Origin of the sequence: Gardnerella sp. DNF01180P, assembly GCF_049244205.1 — a bacterium.
GTDB lineage: Bacteria > Actinomycetota > Actinomycetes > Actinomycetales > Bifidobacteriaceae > Bifidobacterium > Bifidobacterium swidsinskii.
This window is the reverse complement of the sequence record NZ_CP058386.1, coordinates 484144-502964: the sequence shown is the minus strand read 5'-3', so window position 1 is coordinate 502964 and position 18821 is coordinate 484144. Positions and strand designations below refer to the sequence as shown.

Here is an 18821-nt window from a genome sequence, read left to right as displayed (position 1 = left end):
TCAGCGACCTCCTTTTATAGCTTTACGACCAGCCGCCTCATCTTCAAGCCTTGGAATCCAACGCTCCGGGATAGGGCGGCATAATTCGACAGCGCGCAAACGAACTGAAGAAGATCTAGTGTTATGAACAATTTCTTCTTTAGAAGCTTTCATAGCTCCGCGAGTAAGAGCTTTAAAGAACGGCTGAGCATCATCAGGAATAACAGGCATGTTTGCAGGAACATCAACTGTTAATCCTTGATTCATAAAACGTTTTACAGCTGTATCTTCCAACGAATGATAAGATTCAACAACTAAGCGACCATGCTCACGAAGATGTAAAGCAATTTTAGGAAGAGTACGGCTCAATTTATCTAATTCACCGTTCACTTCAATACGCAAAGCTTGGAACACTCGTTTTGCTGGATTTCCAGTAGCGCGATGAGCTTTCGGAATTACAGAGTCAACTAAGCTAACCAACTGACCCGAAGTAGCAATAGGCTCCGTAGCACGAACTTCAACAATACGACGAGCAATAGGAGAAGCAAAACGTTCTTCACCATACTCTCGGAAAATTCTAGTTAATTCTCGAGAATCATAAGTAGCTAAAATCGTTGCGGCAGTAGTTGCTTGCGTCGTATCCATACGCATGTCAAGTGCTGTATCGTGAGAATAAGAAAAACCGCGATCAGTTTCGTCAATTTGCAAACTTGAAAGACCCAAATCCATAAAAGCAGCATCAATACGGTCAATGCTGTTTTCTTGTAGCACTTCATCAATCTCATCGAATGCTGCATGTGCAGGAATAAAACGATTCTCGAGACCTTCGCTGCGCATTCTTTGCGTTGCTAACGAAAGTGCTTCAGAATCACGATCAATACCAATAAGTGTTGCAAAAGGCGCAGCTTTAAGAAAAGCAGTCGCATGACCAGCAAGGCCTAAAGTGCAATCTACTACTATTGCGCCTTTGTGTTGCAAAGAAGGAGTAACTAAATCAACACAATCCTGCAATAATACCGGTGCGTGAATAGCTGTAATATCTTTCATAGCATCAGTCATCACATCACCGCCGGAAGTACATCGTCAGCAATATCTGCATAACCTTGCTCACGATCGGCAAGATATTCTTCCCAAGCAGACTTATTCCAAATCTCTGCACGCATACCAACACCAATAACAACAATTTGATCGCCCAAATTGGCGTAATCTCTTAACATTGGCGGCACAACAATGCGTCCCTGCTTATCTGGCTCTTCATCAACAGCACCAGAAAGGAACACACGAAGATAATCGCGAGCTGACTTATTGCTCATAGATGTGCGCTGAATTTGCGTTGCCATACGCTGGAACTCAACCATAGGTAGCACGTAAACACAATGCTCCTGACCGCGAGCCATAACAAAACCAGTTCCGAGCTGAGAACGGAATTTTGCAGGAAGTGCAACACGACCTTTATCGTCAATTTTTGGAGTATAAGTGCCTAACAAAATAGGTGTTGCTGGATGAGTTGACACAGCTTCTTGATATTGAGAAGCATAAAAAGGTGCAACTGGCATAGCTGCAGCTTGTGCAGACGAATCAGCAGCGCCAGACGGAGTGGAGGTGAAAACCGGTGCTGGCATATATTGCTGCATTGCTGGCATAACAGTTGAAGGCATACCATAATAACCCTGAATTGACTGCTTAGACTGTACAGGTTGAACAGGCTGAACGTATTGCTGCTGAGACACTTGTGAATCTTGCATTTGCAGTGGCATCTGCGATTGCTGAGAAACATTTGAATCAGCAGCTTGTTGAGCCTGATTTATGGAATGCGAAGAGGAAGAATTGGCGTTATTGCGCGGTTGCTTATCAGCAGCACGACGTGCCATACTCCACCTCCTTAACTCAACATGTACTATGCCATTTACACGTTGTTCACCATTTTACCCCATTCCTCCCCAAAAATCCCCACTTTTTTACAAAATTTTTGATTTTTTTGAAGCAAACCACCAATAGAAAACAAAAGACCCTAAAGCAGTATGCAATCTGCAGCAATGTCCCAAAACAACAAACAAAAGACCCTCACGCAGCGCGACGACCTGCTTGAGCGCTGCGATTTAGCGCGCGAAGGCAACTCGGAGCGCCGAGCTTGCTCAGAGTTGAAAGCACAGTGTGCTTTCACCGCAAGCGAGGTCTGCCTTCGTCTCGATTGACGAAGGCAGGGCAGAGTTGCGTGGTTGCGCTTTAAAAACTAGGTTGTGGTTAGTGTGCGCTGACGACCTGCCTGAGCGCTGACATTTAGCGCGAAGGCAACTCGGAGCGGAAACTCGCTAAAGTTGGAAGTCCAGTGGACTTCCAACGCGAGTTTCGTAAGCGAGCGCGTAATCCGCGCGAGCGCAATCTGCAGCAGTGTCCCAAAACATCAAACAAAAGACCCTAACGCAGTACAGTTTCTGCGTTAAGGCCTCTAAAGTACAAAGTCGCTCGCGTTACAAACGCGGCAAATACTTCTCAAGCTCAAAAGGCGTAACCTGACGACGGTACTCTTCCCACTCTTGATGCTTATTGCGCAAGAAGTACTCAAAAGCGTGTTCACCTAATACGCTTGCAACGAAGTCCGAGCGCTCCATAATCTTTAGTGCTTCATCCAAGGATTCCGGCAATGGCTGAATACCCATTGCTTGACGCTCAGCATCAGTAAGCTCCCAAACATCGTCGCTAGTTGGATCGCACAAAGTCATTTGCTTTTCAATACCATCCAAACCAGCAGCAAGAAGCACAGAGTAAGCAAGATACGGATTCGCCACAGGATCTAGCGCACGGAATTCCATTCGGCAAGAATTGCCTTTACCAGGCTTGTATTGCGGCACACGCAGAAGTGCAGAACGGTTGCTATGACCCCAGCAAACGTAGCTAGGAGCTTCCGCACCACCCCACAAACGCTTGTAAGAGTTCACATATTGATCAGTTACAGCACAAATTTCTGAAGCATGATGCAAAATACCAGCCGCAAATTGACGCGCAATAAGAGACATATTAAATTCTTGACCCGCCTCATAAAAAGCGTTCGTGTCACCTTCGAACAAACTCAAATGCGTATGCATACCCGATCCAGGCTGATCAGTTAGCGGCTTTGGCATAAAGCTTGCATACATTCCGCGCTCAAGAGAAATTTCCTTAACTACAGTGCGGAAAGTCATAATATTGTCCGCGGTAGTAAGAGCATCTGCATAACGCAAGTCAATTTCGTTTTGACCAGGACCGCCCTCGTGATGCGAGTATTCTACAGAAATACCCATTTGCTCAAGCATACTAACTGCACTACGACGGAAATCCATAGCCGAACTTCTAGGAACGTGGTCAAAATAGCCACCCTCATCAATCGGCACAGGAGCTTTGGACCAATCATCTTGAGCTTCAAACAAATAAAACTCAATTTCCGGATGAACGTAGAAAGTAAATCCTTTTTCTTTCGCTTTTGCGAGCGCAGTCTTCAAAACGTGACGAGGGTCTCCCAGTGAAGGCTCTCCGTCTGGAGTTAGCACATCGCAGAACATGCGCGCTGTGCCTTCCGGACCTCCATGCCATGGAAGAATTTGGAACGTCGACGGATCCGGCTTCACAATCATATCGTCTTCTAGGACGCGAGTCATGCCTTCTATTGCTGAGCCGTCGAACCCTATTCCCTCTTCAAAAGCTGCTTCTAATTCAGCAGGGGCAATAGCAACGGATTTAAGCGTGCCTAAGACGTCCGTAAACCAGAGTCGAATAAAACGCACGTCTCGCTCTTCAACAGTACGTAGAGCAAACTCTTGTTGTCGATCCATAATAAACCCCTTGGGTATCATCCGGTTGTATGCATAGCCACGCACATATGCATATTCACGTGCAATTGTAGTGTATTATTTCGTATTGCGCTTCATATGTTGAGCTTATCTGCAATGAATTTACGTAATTGTAATGAAATTTCTACTTTCTAACGCAACTTCTTCAATTTAATATGCCAATTAATTGCTTAATTATTTTTACTTTCTTTTGCCATATTTTTGGAATAGCTCGTACGCGTTCGCATCGCTCAAATCGTCACTATTGAACATTTCTATATTTTGTTTCGAAATAGTTTCAACTGTTTCCATGCCAATAGCTAAATCTTCTACTGTACGCGACCACACAGCTAACGCCATAGGCGCAACTATTTCTTGCGGTTCGCAATTATATTCGTAAACTTTTGCAGTTAATTTATCAGCTCTATTTGTAATGAGCATAACATCCATTCCACGGAAGAAATCAACAAATTTTTGCACTGCTTCTTCCGGCTCATTGCCGTCCAAATTTTTTAATACTGCAACAGCACCTTGCTCTTCATCGAAGCATCGTGCTGAAACACTAGCCATTTTGCAAAAAGCAGCTAGTAACTGAGCAGGCTGCACATACGTAATCATTAACGCAACTTTTGCTTTATTTCCAAGCAAACCTTGCAAATCTTCTTCAAAATTAGCTTCTTCAATATTGCGCATAGCTTGATCAAGAAAATCATTTTCTTGATTATCGTCGCTTTTTTGGTTATTTTCTAAATTTTCGCTATTTAAATTTTCTTGCGACTCTTCTTTAAATTCACGTTCAAATCCAGCGAGCGCATTATCTAATTCCGCATCAGTAAAAGAAGTGCGCACAGAATCGTCATTGTTACGCTCACCATCATTTTTACGCTTATCGTCACTGTTACGCTCGTCACCGTTGTTTAACATATTCGTTATTTCCTCCTCTTTCAATGTAATTCTTAAAGCATACCTAGTTTTATATTTTATCAAACCAGTAGTGCATATTTTCTACGCGCTAGGCAAACAACTAGATCCAAAAACAATTTTCATTTCAGCAAACAAAGAAGTATCTCGTTTTACGCGGAAACGATCTCCAAAAGTAAGAACTTGCGCCTTGCCTGTATCGTCGACAAGAGCCAAGCGCACTTCACAGCAGCCTGGATGTCGGCTCAAAATATTACTTAATTGCGCAACACGACCTTTATCTAGAACTTTACGAGGAATAACAACTGTTAAAGGTCTCTCACCCACTGATTCAAGAGTTGGTATTTCAAACTCTGTAGCACGCATGGAAACAGTTTCATCACGCACTTCAACTTGTCCACGAATACGCACAACTTGATCAATTGCAAGTTCTTGCGCTGAAGCTTCGTACACTTTGCCAAAGAACATGCATTGTATTGAACTTTCCATGTCTTCAACTGTGACAATCGCCCAAGCATTACCTTTTCGAGACACTCGCCTATCTACGCTCGTAACTAGGCCTGCAATAGTTACTTGCTGACCATCGCTCATAGTTCTTGCTCTGTCGATCAGTTGAGCGATTGACATCTCACGTAAATCTGCCAAAACTGCAGACAATCCGCTTAGTGGATGATCAGAAACGTACAATCCAAGCATTTCTCGCTCAAAATTAAGCTTTGTCTTTTTATCCCACTCTTCAACATCAGGTACAGTAATTTGCATATCTCCCATACCGTTGTCGTCATCCGAGTCAGAAGACGAATCAAGATCAGCAAATAAATCAAACTGACCCTCTGCCTGCTTGCGCTTAAGCGCAATCACAGAATCAATTGCAGGATCACAAATTTGAAACAGCGCACGACGATTTGAATCAATAGAATCAAAAGCTCCAGCTTTAATAAGCGACTCTACTAAACGTCGATTAAGTGCACTAATAGGAACACGTTGTACGAAATCCATAAAGTTTACGAAACGTCCGCGCTCACCTTCACGCTCAGTAATAATATCGTTTACTGCTTTGTCTCCAACGTTACGAATAGCACCCAAACCAAAGCGCACAACATCTCCAACTGCAGAATACTCAAGAACAGACTCGTTTACATCAGGTTGCAAAACTTGAATACCCATGCGCCTTGCCTCGCCCAAGTACAGTGCAGTTTTGTCTTTATTCGTACGTTCGTTTTGAAGCAAAGCTGCCATAAATTCCACAGGATAATGCGTTTTTAGGTATGCAGTCCAGTAAGAAATCAAGCCATAAGCTGCAGAGTGAGCTTTATTAAACGCGTAACCAGAGAACGGAACCAAAACATCCCACACAGCTTGTGCAGCTTCTTCAGAATATCCGTGAGCTTTCATACCTTCAAAGAATGGCACCTGTTCTTTTGCCAGCACTTCCGGCTTTTTCTTGCCCATTGCTCGACGTAACACATCTGCTTTACCAAGACTGTATCCTGCTAAAATACGCGCTGCAGACTGCACCTGCTCCTGGTAAACAATTAAACCGTAAGTTTCGTCCAAAACTTCCTTTAACGGCTCAGCAACTTCTGGATGAATAGGGATAATATCTTGCAAACCATTCTTGCGCTTAGCATAATTCGTATGCGAATCCATATCCATAGGACCAGGCCTGTAAAGTGCAATCAAAGCCGAAATATCGTTGAAATTATCCGGTTTCAAAGTACGTAGAAGCGCACGCATACCGTCGGAATCAAGCTGGAAAACGCCTAAAGTATCACCCCTAGAAAGCAGTTGATAAGTAGCTTTATCGTCTAACGGAATCTTAGTATAATCAATCGGATCCTTCCCATTATTTTCGATATTTCGCAAAGTATCGCGAATAACTGTCAAGTTGGAAAGACCCAAAAAGTCCATTTTTACAAGACCGAGCGTTTCACAAGTGTGATACTCAAAAGTTGTAGTAATAGTACCGTCAGTGCGCTCTAAAAGTGGCGAAGTGTTTGTGATTGGCTCCGAGCCCATGATTGTTGCACAAGCATGCACACCTGTTTGACGAATCAAACCTTCAATGCCCTTAGCTTCTTCCGTAATGCGATGAGTATCTGGATCCGTGTCGTACATTTCGCGAAACTCGCGCGCTTCAGCGTAACGCTTTGATTTTTCGTCGAAAATATCGTGCAAGCTCATATCTTTGCCGTTTTTAGCAGGAGGAAGAACTTTCGTAATTTTTTCGCCTACTGAAAACTCGTAGCCCATAATACGCGCAGAATCTTTAAGAGCTTGCTTCGTTTTAATAGTTCCGTAAATAACGCACTGAGCAACTTTATCTCTACCGTATTTTTCGCCCACGTATTCAAGAACTTTGGCCCTGCCATCCGGGTCAAAATCAACATCAATATCAGGCAAGGATACGCGCTCCGGGTTTAAGAAGCGTTCAAAAATCAGACCATGCTTCATAGGATCAAGCTCTGTGATGCCCATTGCGTACGCAACCATAGCGCCTGCAGCAGAACCACGACCAGGACCTACCATTACACCATGCGCTTTAGCCCAATTAATATAATCTGCAACAACTAAAAAGTATCCGCAGAATTGCATTTGGCAAATCACACCGCACTCGTAATCAGCCTGCTTTAAAACTTCCATTGGAATGTTGTTATTGTAACGACGCTCCAAACCTTCCTCGACTTTTTTAAGGAATAGCGAAGTCTCATCCCAACCTTCCGGGCAGTCAAATTGCGGCATAAAAGCGCCATCTTCGCCGTCGTCGAACATAACATTGCATCGACGAGCAATCTCAAGCGTGTTATCGCAAGCTTCTGGAAATTCTTTAAAAAGCTCACGCATTTGCTCAGCGGACTTCAAATAGTATCCTGAACCGTCAAACTTAAAACGGTCAGGATCGTCCAAGCGCGAGCCGGAATTAATGCAAAGCATAGCATCTTGCGCTTCACGATCTTCTTCATGAACGTAATGCAAATCGTTTGTTGCAAGAAGAGGTGCGTTAAGTTTTTTTGCAATTTCAAGCAAGTCTTTAGTTACGCGCGTTTCAATAGAAAGCCCGTGATTCATAAGCTCGATAAAGAAATTGTCACGCCCGAAAATATCTTGAAACTCACCAGCTGCTCGTAAAGCCTCTTTGAACTGACCTAAGCGAAGACGCGTCTGGATAATTCCAGAAGGGCATCCTGAAGACGCAATTACACCTTTTGAGTAGGTTGAAAGCACGTCTTTATCCATACGTGGGTAGCGCATAACTCTACCCTCAAGATTCGCCACAGACGAAGCTTTAAGAAGATTTGTTAAGCCAGTATCGTTTTCCGCCCACAAAGTCATATGCGTAATTAAACCGCCGCCAGAAACGTCATCTGCACGCTGATCTTCCGTGCCCCAATGCACGCGACTTTTGTCTTGTCTTGCTGTTTCAGGAGTAACATACGCTTCTATGCCAATAATTGGCTTAATCCCAGCTTTTACAGCCGTACTCCACATTTCGTACGCGCCGTGCATGTTGCCATGATCCGTAATAGCTACAGCCGGCATACCTAATTCTTTAGCGCGCGCTACTAAATCAGGTATTTTTGACGCACCATCTAGAAGTGAATAATGCGTGTGATTGTGCAAATGTACGAAGTTGGTTTCCGGCTGAGTCATAAAAGATATTCTATAAGCGAAAGTTGACTGAAAAAATGCAAAAACGTTACTTTAATAATGCTCGCATAGCTTCTAACGCGTGTTGCAAATCAAGAGGATAATGCGACTTAACCGTCACTGATTTACCCGTGCGAGGATGTGTAAAAGTAAGTTCCATAGAATGCAACCATTGACGTTGCAACCCAAGTTTTTGAGCCAAAACTGGGTTCGCTCCATACATTGAATCCCCAACCAAAGGGTGACCTATAGACGAAAAATGGACGCGTATTTGATGTGTACGACCAGTTTCCAAATTAACGCTTACTAACGTTGCTTGACTAAAACGCTCAAGCACATCCCAGTGCGTAACAGCAGGCTTGCCGTCAGAAGTAATAGTAAAACGAAAATCAGATACTTTTGCGCGACCTATAGGAGCATCAATAGTAGCTTTATCTTGCGCTAAATCTCCTTGAACAAGCGCATGATACGTTTTTTTAACGATATGCTTTGCAAACTGATTTTTCATTACTTCATAAGCAAAATCTGTTTTACAAACTAGCATTAATCCGCTTGTTCCAACGTCTAATCTGCTTACGATTCCTTTGCGCGATTCGTCGCACAGCGTTGTTTTTATATCTATTCCAACAGCTTCTAGGCATTCTGGAACTGTCGGCCCACTCCATCCCTTTGCTGCGTGAGAGGCAACTCCAACAGGCTTATCTATTACAACAACATCGTCGTCGTTGTAAATAATTGGAATATTACATACAGAAGATTCATTATTTTGCTCTTCTTTTTGTTCTGCACTTTCTTTTTGATCGACAACAATCGTATCGCCATCTTGCAAAATGGAGGATTTTTGCGATTTTCTACCTAAGATTTTCGCTTGGTTACGCTCAATAAGAGATATCGCACTTGCACGCGAAACTCCCATTAGTTTTGATAAGCAAACATCAAATCTGCAGCCGGAAAATTGGCTTGTAACTTTAAAGCAAATATCACTCATCGGCATGCCCGAAAAGAGGAATCCCAATCAAAATAAGGCATACAACTGCGATTCCTGCAAACATAAGCTCAATATCTGCAACGTTCCCAACAGACCAACCGTAGTTTATAAAATCTACGACTTTGCCATTCAAAAAACCTTGAGCATATTGCGCTCTATCAATGAGGTTTCCGAAAGCTCCAGCAAACGCTAGAGCAAACGCAATAGTCCAATACAAAGATTTTGTGTGCTTAATAGCCGCTATCATGGCACCACAAGCAGCACAAGCTAATACGCTAATAACCCATGTAAAAGAAGAACCTAAGCCAAATGATGCTCCAGGATTTCGTACAAGAGTTAAAGAAAGCAAGTGCGGCACAAGCTCAATGTTTTTCCCGTCACTAAGCGTCGCCAAAGCCCAAAGTTTTGTTATGCGATCTAGCACAACACCAATAAAAACAATTAGTGCAAAAACGGCTACGCGAGTACGTAGCCGTTTCACACGCACATCTCTATGCGTCAATATTTATCCGATCTTTAGTAATTCAAATAGTATCGGTGCAGTGCGCAACATTTTAAAATATCAGTCACGCACTGCTAAAAACTACTCTTGCTTACCAGATTCTTCACCCTGCTTGTTGCCTAATGCAGCATAGGTATTTTCATCAGAAACTTGAGCAACCAACTGACCAAGGAAATCAGTCAAGCGAGTACGATATTCAGTCTCAAATTGCTTGAGGCTCTGAATATTTCCTTCAATAACTTGAGTTTGCTTCTCAAGATTCTCACGTACCTGACGAGCATATGCATCAGCAGCTGTACGAGTTGTAGAATCATAGTCTGCAGCACGATGCTGTACTTCAGCTTCATACTGGTCAGCTTGATCATGCGTCTGCTTAGAGTAATCATCAGCAGCTTGACGAACCTTACCAGAGTAAGCATCAGCCTCATTGTGAGCACGAGCAGCATAAGAATCAGCATCGCCGCGAGTACGAGTAGAGTAATCGTCAGCATCAGCATGAGTCTGCTTGCTGTATTCTTCAGCTTCAGAACGAGTGCGTGCAGAATATTCATCTGCCTTAGCAACAGTTTCGTTATAACGAGCTTGGCTTTCTTCAACAATTTGTTGAGCCTTAGCCTTGCCTTTATCTACATATTGATCATGCAATTGCATAGCAAGAGTCAACATTGCAGTTGCACGCTCTGGCTCAGAACCTTGTGCTTCTGCACCAGCACCAGCAATCTTTTGCAAGCTACCAGTTTCAGTATTTGGTTCCATCTTAGCAACCTGCTTTCGAAGCTGCTCTTCACGCTGACGAGACTCTTCCAACTGCTTGGAAAGTTCCTCAATCTTAGTGTTTTCTTGCTGAGTGACAACAAGCTGCTGGCGAACAGTTTCAAGCTCGCGACCCAAGTTTTCGCTGCTTGCACGGAAGTCGTCACGCTCGCGAGTAACAGTTTCAAGCTCTTTTTGAACCTGCTTAGCATTGTCTGCTTGAGCAGTTTGAGCAGTTAACTGATCTACCTGCGCACCCAAACCATCTAACTGTTCCTTCAACTGCTGGTTTTGAGCAGTCAAAGCACGATTACTTTCTTCAGCTTCACGCAACTTAGTTGCAGTAGCTTCAAGTTGAGAAGCAGCTTCATTTGATTCACCCTGCTTCTTAGAAGCATCACGCAATGCCTCATTTTCTTTAGTTAAGGATTCTACCTTAGAAGTTAACTCAGCAATCTTCGTATTCAAACCCGCAACATCACGGCCAAGAGATTGCGTGGAAGCCCCTAGGCCCTGCACTGCCTGCTGACCGAGTGCTTCTATTGTTTCTGTAACCTGATCGAGAAACTCGTCGACCTCGTCAACGTCATAACCTCCCTTAAAACGTACAATTTGGAAGGTATGCTCTCGAATGTCCTTAGGCGTCAACAGAGTCATATGCTTTACACCTCGCTTTTTGGGCATAGCCCTTTGATATATATCTATTCGATGCTATCACGTCCGCAGAAAATTAGTGCGGTTAATACAAAAATTTATGCAACAAAACGCCGCTTTTATAAAAATTACGCGTTAAAAAACCATAAACTCATCTATAACCAAATTTGAAGAACGTATAGAGCAAAATATAAAAGCATATAACTTACGTCAATACTAATATTTCCACAACGAGTTGGCGGAATAAACTTGCGCAATACGCGTAATGGCGGTTCTGTTATGAAATAAATAATCCGTATTAGAAAATTAAAAGCACCTCTAGGACGCATACGAGGAACAAGCACAAATAACCAATCTGCAACCATTCGAATAATCATTATTATCAAATAAGCGCGTATAATCACACGTAATATAGATAACGCAACAAATATCATTCGAACATCACCTTACAAAATAATACAACTAACACATTCAAGTTAAGCATACGCTACAGAATCAAAATGCGAGAATAACAGATGTTATGCAACAGATGCATATCATTAAACTTCAGTTTTACGAGATATAATCTCACTGATTGTATTGATATTATTCAAAAGGAAGGTCGACAATGACTGTTCTTGTTACAGGTGGATGCGGATACATTGGAGCACATGTAGTTCACGCTTTACATGAAACAAAGCAAAATGTCGTCGTCGTTGACGATTTAAGCTACGGAAAGCCTACAAGAATTGAAGGCGCACGTCTTTATGGTATGGATATCTCTTCTCCTGATGCAGGAAAGCGACTTGCGCAAATTATGAAAGATGAGCACGTCGATGCTGTAATTCACTTTGCTGCTAGAAAGCAAGTTGGAGAGTCCGTAGAAAAGCCACTTTGGTATTATCAACAGAATATTAACGGCATGCTTAATGTGCTTGAAGGCATGAAAGATAGCGGAGTTAAGAAGCTCGTATTTTCTTCTTCTGCAGCAACTTATGGAGTGCCTCCTGTTGAAGTTGTACCAGAAGATGTTGTGCCAATGTTGCCAATTAACCCTTATGGTCAAACCAAGCTTTTTGGCGAGTGGATGGCACGTGCTTGCGAGCACACATACGGAATTCGCTTCTGCGCACTGCGTTACTTCAACGTAGCTGGATGCGGTCCGGTGGAATTGGAAGATCCTGCGATTTTGAACTTAATTCCTATGCTTCTTGACAGACTACAGCGAGGAAAAGCACCTGCTATTTTTGGCGACGACTATCCTACTGCTGATGGCACTTGCATTCGCGACTATATTCACGTTTCTGATTTAGCAGACGCGCATATTGCGGCACTCACATATTTGGATCGCGACGAGCGCAAGTACGATGCTTTTAACGTAGGAACTGGTAAGGGCACGTCTGTGCGCGAAATTGTTGACGAAGTGCGCAGAGTTACCGGTTTACCATTTAAAGAAACTGTTCTTGATCGCAGAGCTGGAGATCCTCCACAGCTTATTGGCAGCACGAAGCGAATTAACGAAGAAATGGGATGGCATGCTCGCTACGACGTTAAGGATATCGTAGAATCTGCTTGGGCAGCTTGGCAGGCAAATCCTGAGCATCATATTGATGTTGATTCGTGGAAGCAGCTTGACTAGCGAATAAAACAAAACGCGCGGCACAAATCGTGTCGCGCGTTTTTGTTGTGGCTCCGAGCGGGATCGATCCGCTGACCTAACGATTTTCAGTCGTTCGCTCTACCAACTGAGCTACAGAGCCATGACGAATAAAAAACCCGGCGAACCGGGTATTCTATTAATCGCGACCCCGGCCGGACTTGAACCGGTGACCTCCGCCGTGACAGGGCGGCGCTCTAACCAACTGAGCTACGGGGCCGTGGCTTTGTTCTCTCGAACAGCCGAGTCACTATCTTACAGAATCCTTAGCAAAATGCAAGTGCCGCGCGTGTTCGGCGTGTTGCCGCACAAAATCAAGCTATTATTCAAGCTCAACAGCTCCAGTGCAAAGCTGATAATACTCCCCACGTTTTGCCAATAATTCCTCATGTGAACCGCGCTCAATAATGCGACCGTGATCCAGCACCATAATCACATCAGCATTGCGCACTGTAGACAGTCTGTGAGCGATTACAAACACAGTACGCCTTTCCATCAAAGAATCCATTCCATGCTGAACTAACTCTTCAGTATGCGTGTCAATCGATGAAGTTGCTTCATCGAGAATCAACACAGGCGGATTTTCTACTGCAGCACGAGCAATAGAAATAAGCTGCTTCTGACCTTGAGAAAGCCCTTCACCACCATTGTTAAGCTGCGTATTGTATCCGTCAGGAAGATGAGAAATAAACGCGTCAGCATGAGCTAATTTTGCAGCTTGAATACAATCTTCGTCGCTAGCATCAAGATTTCCATAACGAATATTGTCCATTATTGTGCCTGTAAATAAATTCACATCTTGCAAAACAGTGCCAATAGCGTGGCGCAAATCCGTTTTGCAAATATCGCGCACGTCAATGCCATCATACAAAATTTGCCCATCATCGATGTCGTAAAAACGCGTAAGAAGGTTAGCAATAGTAGTTTTTCCAGCACCTGTAGCTCCAACAAGAGCAACTTTTTGACCAGGTTTCGCAAACCACGTAATATCGTGTAAAACAGGATGATTTTCTTTGTAACCAAACACAACATCCGTAAAACGCACGTCGCCTCGAAGCAAAGTATAGCGGCCATCCTTAGAAGTGCGAGCATCTCGCTTTGCATGGCACACAATCTCTTGAGCCATTTCACTTAAGTTTTGAGCGCGCTTTTTAGCTTTAGTACCATTATCTTGCTTTGATCTTTTCCAAGCCCAATAAATATTGCTTCCTTCAGATTGTTCATCTACTTCTTCAAGCACATCAAATGCTGATTTTTCTCCAAGATCTTCATCAGACTGAAGTACACGCACTTTAACTAATTGCACACTGCCAGAATCAAGTTCTGGCTTTTCATCAAGTAACTCAAAAATACGAGAAGCTCCTGCAAGAGCCATCATAAGTGCGTTAGCTTGCATTGTAATTTCGCCAATAGGGTTAATAAATGCGCGCGAAAGTGCCAGCAAAGATATAAGTGTACCCAATGTAAGAGTACTAGATCCAGCTAATCCCAGCGTTGGCAGACCTGCTGAAGCAGCCCACGCACCGAGTAAAGCAATTAATACATAAAGCAAATAGCTTGCATTACTAATAACAGGCATTACATTATTTGCATAAGAATTTGCACTTGCAGAAATTTTTTGCACTTTTTCTATGCAATTATCTAATTTTTCAATAGAATCTGTCTCATGATTAAAAATTTTAATCACTTTGCTGCCTGTTGCAGATTCTTCAACAAACTCATTTAGCTCACCTAATGCATGCTGGAATTGCTCAAATAGACTGCCAGATTTCTTTAGCATAAAACGCACTAAATAAAGCAATATTGCAGTAAATATAACTACAAAAACTGCAACCGGAAGCGATAGGCACATAATAGATATAAACGCTGCCAAAATTGACATTAGTGCAGAAAAAGAGTCCGGAAATGCCCACGAAATTGCCTCACGAAGAACCTCAGTATCGTTTGTGTAACGACTCATAATATCGCCGTAACCTTGAGAATCTAAGTAACGCAATGAAAGCTTCTGCTGATGCTTAAACATAGAATCTCGCAAATCACGCATAACACTTTCAGATATATTCGCAACAAGTCTGCTCCAAAGCCAAGAACAAAACACACCAACAGCGTAAACACTTGCCATCAGAATAATCATGCGAACAAGAGGCGTCCAATCCTGATTATGCTTACCAACAAGCGGAAGAATATACGAGTCCACAAGAGATTGCAAAAACACTGCACTTGCAGCTTGCACAATTGCGCTAACTATTATTGATGCAATAATTACGTAAATTTTAACTCGATACACCAGCACATAAGAGGCAAGTCTGCTAAGAGTTTCCCAACTAATAGCTGAATCATTTTTAGAAGAGTGAGCCGTTTTATTCTTAGCCATTGTTATTTAGCTCCTTCTTCTTTAGTTGCGCCAGTTATGCTACTTTTTTCTTGAGAAATCGCCATATTTCTGTAAAATTCACAAGACTTAAATAATTCATCATGCGAACCGTTAGCAACAACACGACCATCTTTAAGAACAACAATAATATCTGCATGTTCGATTGAAGATATGCGCTGAGCAACGATAATTTGCGTAGAATCAGGCATAAACTTTTTCAAGCCATCGCGAATTTTACTATCAGTTTTCATATCAACTGCACTCATCGAGTCGTCAAGGATTAAAATTTTCGGCTTCCTCAAAAGTGCGCGCGCGATACACAAACGCTGTCGTTGACCACCGGAAACATTCTTACCGCCCTGATCAATATGCGTATTGTAGCCATCTGGTAAATCTTTAATAAACTCATCAGCACAAGCAATTTCGCAAGCTTGACGCAAATCATCATCGCTTGCTTCCGCTCTACCCCAGCGAAGATTTTCTGCAATTGTGCCACTAAACAAAATATTTTTTTGTAGGACAACGCCAACTTCTCCACGCAAACTAGAAGAATCATAATCGCGAATATCTTTTCCACCTACAAAAAGAGTGCCAGAAGTTACGTCATAAAGTCTTGCAATTAATTGCACTAAACTTGATTTTCCAGATCCCGTTGCACCAACAACACCAACAGTTGCTCCAGAAGGAATAGATATATTTATATCATGTAAAATTTCCTGTTCTGCTGGAGCAGATTCATCTGTATTATCTGATTGAGGATAGCGTAACGAAACATTTTCAAAACGCACAGAAGCGTCAGAAAGCTTTGTCAGCGGATGCTTGGAAACAACTTCAGTATTTCGAGATTGCAAAACATGTGAAATACGATGCATCGAAGCTCGAGCTGTTAACGACATTACAAAAACTGCAACTAAATTCGCTAAAGCAAACAAAATTTGCAAAGCATACACTACTAATGCAGCAAGATTTCCTGTTGTTAAACCAAAAGCAGGATTATTTCCCGAAGCCACAATTTCGTGCGAAGCCAACCACGCAATAAGTAGCATGCCAGAATAAAAACATAAGTTAAACAAAGGAATACTACAATTTAACACATACTCAGCTTTAATAAAATAATCATAGATTTTATGTGAAATACGCGTAAAACGACTTATTTCATAATCAGAACGCACATAAGACTTTACGATGCGAATATTATGCAAATTCTCGCCAACTCTATTATTCATCTCGTCAATCATTCGATAAATTCGAGAAAATGCTGGAGCAACTATACTAGCTCCAACAGCGCCAATTGCACCAATAATAGGCACGAAAGAAAGAAAAACCCACGAGATAGCAGGGCTAATTGAAAAAGTAAACCACCAAGCAGTGATGATAATCATAACGCTGCGAACACCAGAGCGAATAATCATTTGGTAAGCAAATTGCACATTTGACACATCGCTAGTCATACGCGTAACAACAGTGCCGCTAGAAAACTTATCTAAATCAGAAAAACTTAAACTTTGTAAGCGTGAAAACATGTTGTGACGTAAATTTTTACCGAAACCAGCACTAGAATGCGCGCAACAAATACCAGAAATAACGCCTGCAATCATTGCAATTGCAGCAAAAATAAGCAATTGCAAACCATAATATTGCACAACTTCTTGAGAACGTGACATAATGCCAAAATCAATAAGATTTGACATTACTGTAGGGATCTCAATTTGCATAGCAGCTTCAACGAGAATAGTAACAGCTGTTAAGACGCCGAGAAAACGGTACTTTTTTAAAGATGACAGAATCGTACGCAATGCGCGAGGAGGATTATTTTTAATTTTTCGCGAATTGTCCTTCAAATTCCCCGCCATTGTGCTCCTCCCCATATATAATGTAATGTGTAGGTTTAATAATATCACTTCTCAAATTTTAACTATTGCGCATGGAAATATTCCCGTATTGAGTTACTTCATTACCAAATGCATAAATAGATTAATCTTTGACATATTAGCATACAGACAAATCACATACGAAAAAGTGCTTCTACAGATTCAACTTACAAAAACCATTAATTTCATCTTATAAAAGTTATATACTGAAAAAATGTATATTCGCATGTATAAAGAGGTACTGTTATGAATATAAAAAAGCTATTAATAAAATGCTTACTTGCTCAGTAGCATTATCCATGTCTTTTTTACTATCATTGCAAGCTCAAGCCAACACCCAAGAAGAAACTTATTGAGCAACACGAAGATAGTTGGCACTGTACACAGCAGAAAGGCATTTGTGTCGACTTGCAGTGAGAATTTCCATTATTAATATCAACAATTATGTGAGGAACAATATGAACAGCAAACACGTAGTTCTACTGCCAATAACGTTGCTTTGTTATATTTCGTCAGCTATTTATTTCTTTAAACAATTGAAGGAATTAAAAGACGATAACACTTGTATTAATATTGCTAGTCTCACCATTCAAGCATTCGTCCTATTAATATTAATAATCTATCTTTTATATTTATGCAAAGAAAAGACATACCAAACTATCTATCGTTTAATTACAGTATTTATGAGCATAGTTAGCATAATTCTTTTAGCAGTTTGCAATACAGATGTTACGAGATTAATTATATTTACCTTAACATGTGTATATGTATGCATTCTTATAATCGTCCGCAAACATTGTTAAATATATCGTATGAGTAGCAAATTCAATAGGATTATGAAGCATCGCCTTCGCCTTGCGCACGGTCTTTGCCGTAAATTGACGGAATAAAACGCTCCTGATCGTGAAGCTTTTCCCAAATTACAGGAGGATTTTGCGGATTTTCCAGAGACTTTGGAACATTGATAATTCGCTGATTACTAGAACCGCGGAATTGCAAAAGCGAATCATGCAAATCCTTCATATAACGGCCGTCAACAAGAATATCAATGTATTGCAGCAACTCAAGCTTATCCAAAGTCTCCCCTGGGCGCATAAGCTCTTCCCAAGTGTATCCAGTCCAACTCCAAATATCTTTTGTATTGCCAAACTCTTTTCTAATACGCTTGCAAAGAGGCAGCAAAATGCCCGTATTAAGCAAAGGCTCGCCGCCAAGCAAAGTCAATCCTTGCACATAAGGCTGCGCCAAATCTTCCATAATTTGATCTTCAAGCTTTTGAGTATAAGGATGCCCAGCGCGAAAATCCCAAATCGACTCGTTATAGCACTCAACGCAATGGAACGGGCAACCGGAGACGTAAAGCGAGCAGCGAATTCCCTCGCCGTCTGTCATCAAAAAACGCTTGTAATCGGCAACCATGCCCTGACTCATGCGCTCACTAGACCACTGTCCTGCGCGAGGGTTATTTGAAAGAGAGGTAGGAATCCACGGTCCACGATTCACATCTGCAGGCGCAAAATCGTGCAAACTCATGCGAGCCATATCCAACCCCCTTTCAAACCAAATAAACAACTAAAAATAAACAACCAAATTTGCGAAAATAAAATAAATCCAGCCGTTAGAAAGTGCAATCACAAAACGCAATACATTTCTAACGGCCAGATTATCACCAAACAACAAACACAAGAA

At 42.0% G+C, this 18821-nt stretch carries 13 protein-coding genes and 2 tRNA genes; 1 reads left to right on the top strand and 14 read right to left on the bottom strand.

What is annotated here, in order from left to right; genetic code table 11:
- The 9 genes from rsmH to HXT40_RS01830 form a co-directional block, all read right to left on the bottom strand.
- A complete protein-coding gene (rsmH, locus tag HXT40_RS01870) occupies positions 1-1026 on the bottom strand; it encodes a 16S rRNA (cytosine(1402)-N(4))-methyltransferase RsmH (RefSeq protein ID WP_033888517.1) in 1026 nt (341 codons plus the stop codon).
- An 11-nt stretch (positions 1027-1037) separates the two neighbouring features.
- Entirely contained in the window at positions 1038-1850 is an 813-nt protein-coding gene (gene mraZ / locus HXT40_RS01865; RefSeq protein ID WP_421777295.1) for a division/cell wall cluster transcriptional repressor MraZ, read from the bottom strand.
- A 600-nt stretch (positions 1851-2450) separates the two neighbouring features.
- Positions 2451-3788, bottom strand: a complete 1338-nt coding sequence (glnA, locus tag HXT40_RS01860) for a type I glutamate--ammonia ligase (protein WP_004107357.1) — start codon at positions 3786-3788, stop codon at positions 2451-2453.
- Positions 3789-3986: 198 nt separating this feature from the next.
- Positions 3987-4709 carry a hypothetical protein gene (locus tag HXT40_RS01855; protein WP_004108527.1) on the bottom strand — a complete coding sequence of 241 codons (723 nt, stop codon included), beginning with the start codon at positions 4707-4709 and terminating at the stop codon, positions 3987-3989.
- Between the two features lie 81 nt (positions 4710-4790).
- Positions 4791-8357, bottom strand: coding sequence for a DNA polymerase III subunit alpha (gene dnaE / locus HXT40_RS01850; RefSeq protein ID WP_116994638.1), 3567 nt, complete (start codon positions 8355-8357; stop codon positions 4791-4793).
- Between the two features lie 46 nt (positions 8358-8403).
- On the bottom strand, positions 8404-9342 hold the full coding sequence (locus HXT40_RS01845) for an RluA family pseudouridine synthase (RefSeq protein WP_033888466.1): 939 nt from the start codon (positions 9340-9342) through the stop codon (positions 8404-8406).
- On the bottom strand, positions 9335-9829 hold the full coding sequence (locus tag HXT40_RS01840) for a signal peptidase II (RefSeq protein WP_033888518.1): 495 nt from the start codon (positions 9827-9829) through the stop codon (positions 9335-9337). Before HXT40_RS01840 ends, HXT40_RS01845 begins: the two co-directional genes overlap by 8 nt.
- 96 nt (positions 9830-9925) lie before the next feature.
- Complete coding sequence (locus HXT40_RS01835; protein ID WP_012914407.1) at positions 9926-11254, bottom strand: DivIVA domain-containing protein; 1329 nt, start codon at positions 11252-11254, stop codon at positions 9926-9928.
- Between the two features lie 152 nt (positions 11255-11406).
- Positions 11407-11616 carry a YggT family protein gene (locus HXT40_RS01830; protein ID WP_231130981.1) on the bottom strand — a complete coding sequence of 70 codons (210 nt, stop codon included), beginning with the start codon at positions 11614-11616 and terminating at the stop codon, positions 11407-11409.
- 242 nt (positions 11617-11858) lie between these two features.
- Between HXT40_RS01830 and galE the strand changes: the two genes are divergently transcribed.
- Positions 11859-12869 carry a UDP-glucose 4-epimerase GalE gene (gene galE, locus HXT40_RS01825; protein ID WP_004108540.1) on the top strand — a complete coding sequence of 337 codons (1011 nt, stop codon included), beginning with the start codon at positions 11859-11861 and terminating at the stop codon, positions 12867-12869.
- 48 nt (positions 12870-12917) lie between these two features.
- Here the strand turns inward: galE and HXT40_RS01820 are convergent.
- The 5 genes from HXT40_RS01820 to nrdG form a co-directional block, all read right to left on the bottom strand.
- Positions 12918-12990, bottom strand: a tRNA-Phe gene (locus tag HXT40_RS01820).
- Between the two features lie 43 nt (positions 12991-13033).
- Positions 13034-13107: transfer RNA gene (locus HXT40_RS01815), tRNA-Asp, on the bottom strand.
- A 102-nt stretch (positions 13108-13209) separates the two neighbouring features.
- Positions 13210-15261, bottom strand: coding sequence for an ABC transporter ATP-binding protein (locus HXT40_RS01810; protein WP_410310319.1), 2052 nt, complete (start codon positions 15259-15261; stop codon positions 13210-13212).
- 2 nt (positions 15262-15263) lie between these two features.
- A complete protein-coding gene (locus tag HXT40_RS01805) occupies positions 15264-17114 on the bottom strand; it encodes an ABC transporter ATP-binding protein (protein ID WP_288231245.1) in 1851 nt (616 codons plus the stop codon).
- An 852-nt stretch (positions 17115-17966) separates the two neighbouring features.
- Entirely contained in the window at positions 17967-18674 is a 708-nt protein-coding gene (gene nrdG, locus HXT40_RS01800) for an anaerobic ribonucleoside-triphosphate reductase activating protein (protein WP_410310318.1), read from the bottom strand.
- Positions 18675-18821 lie beyond the last annotated feature (147 nt).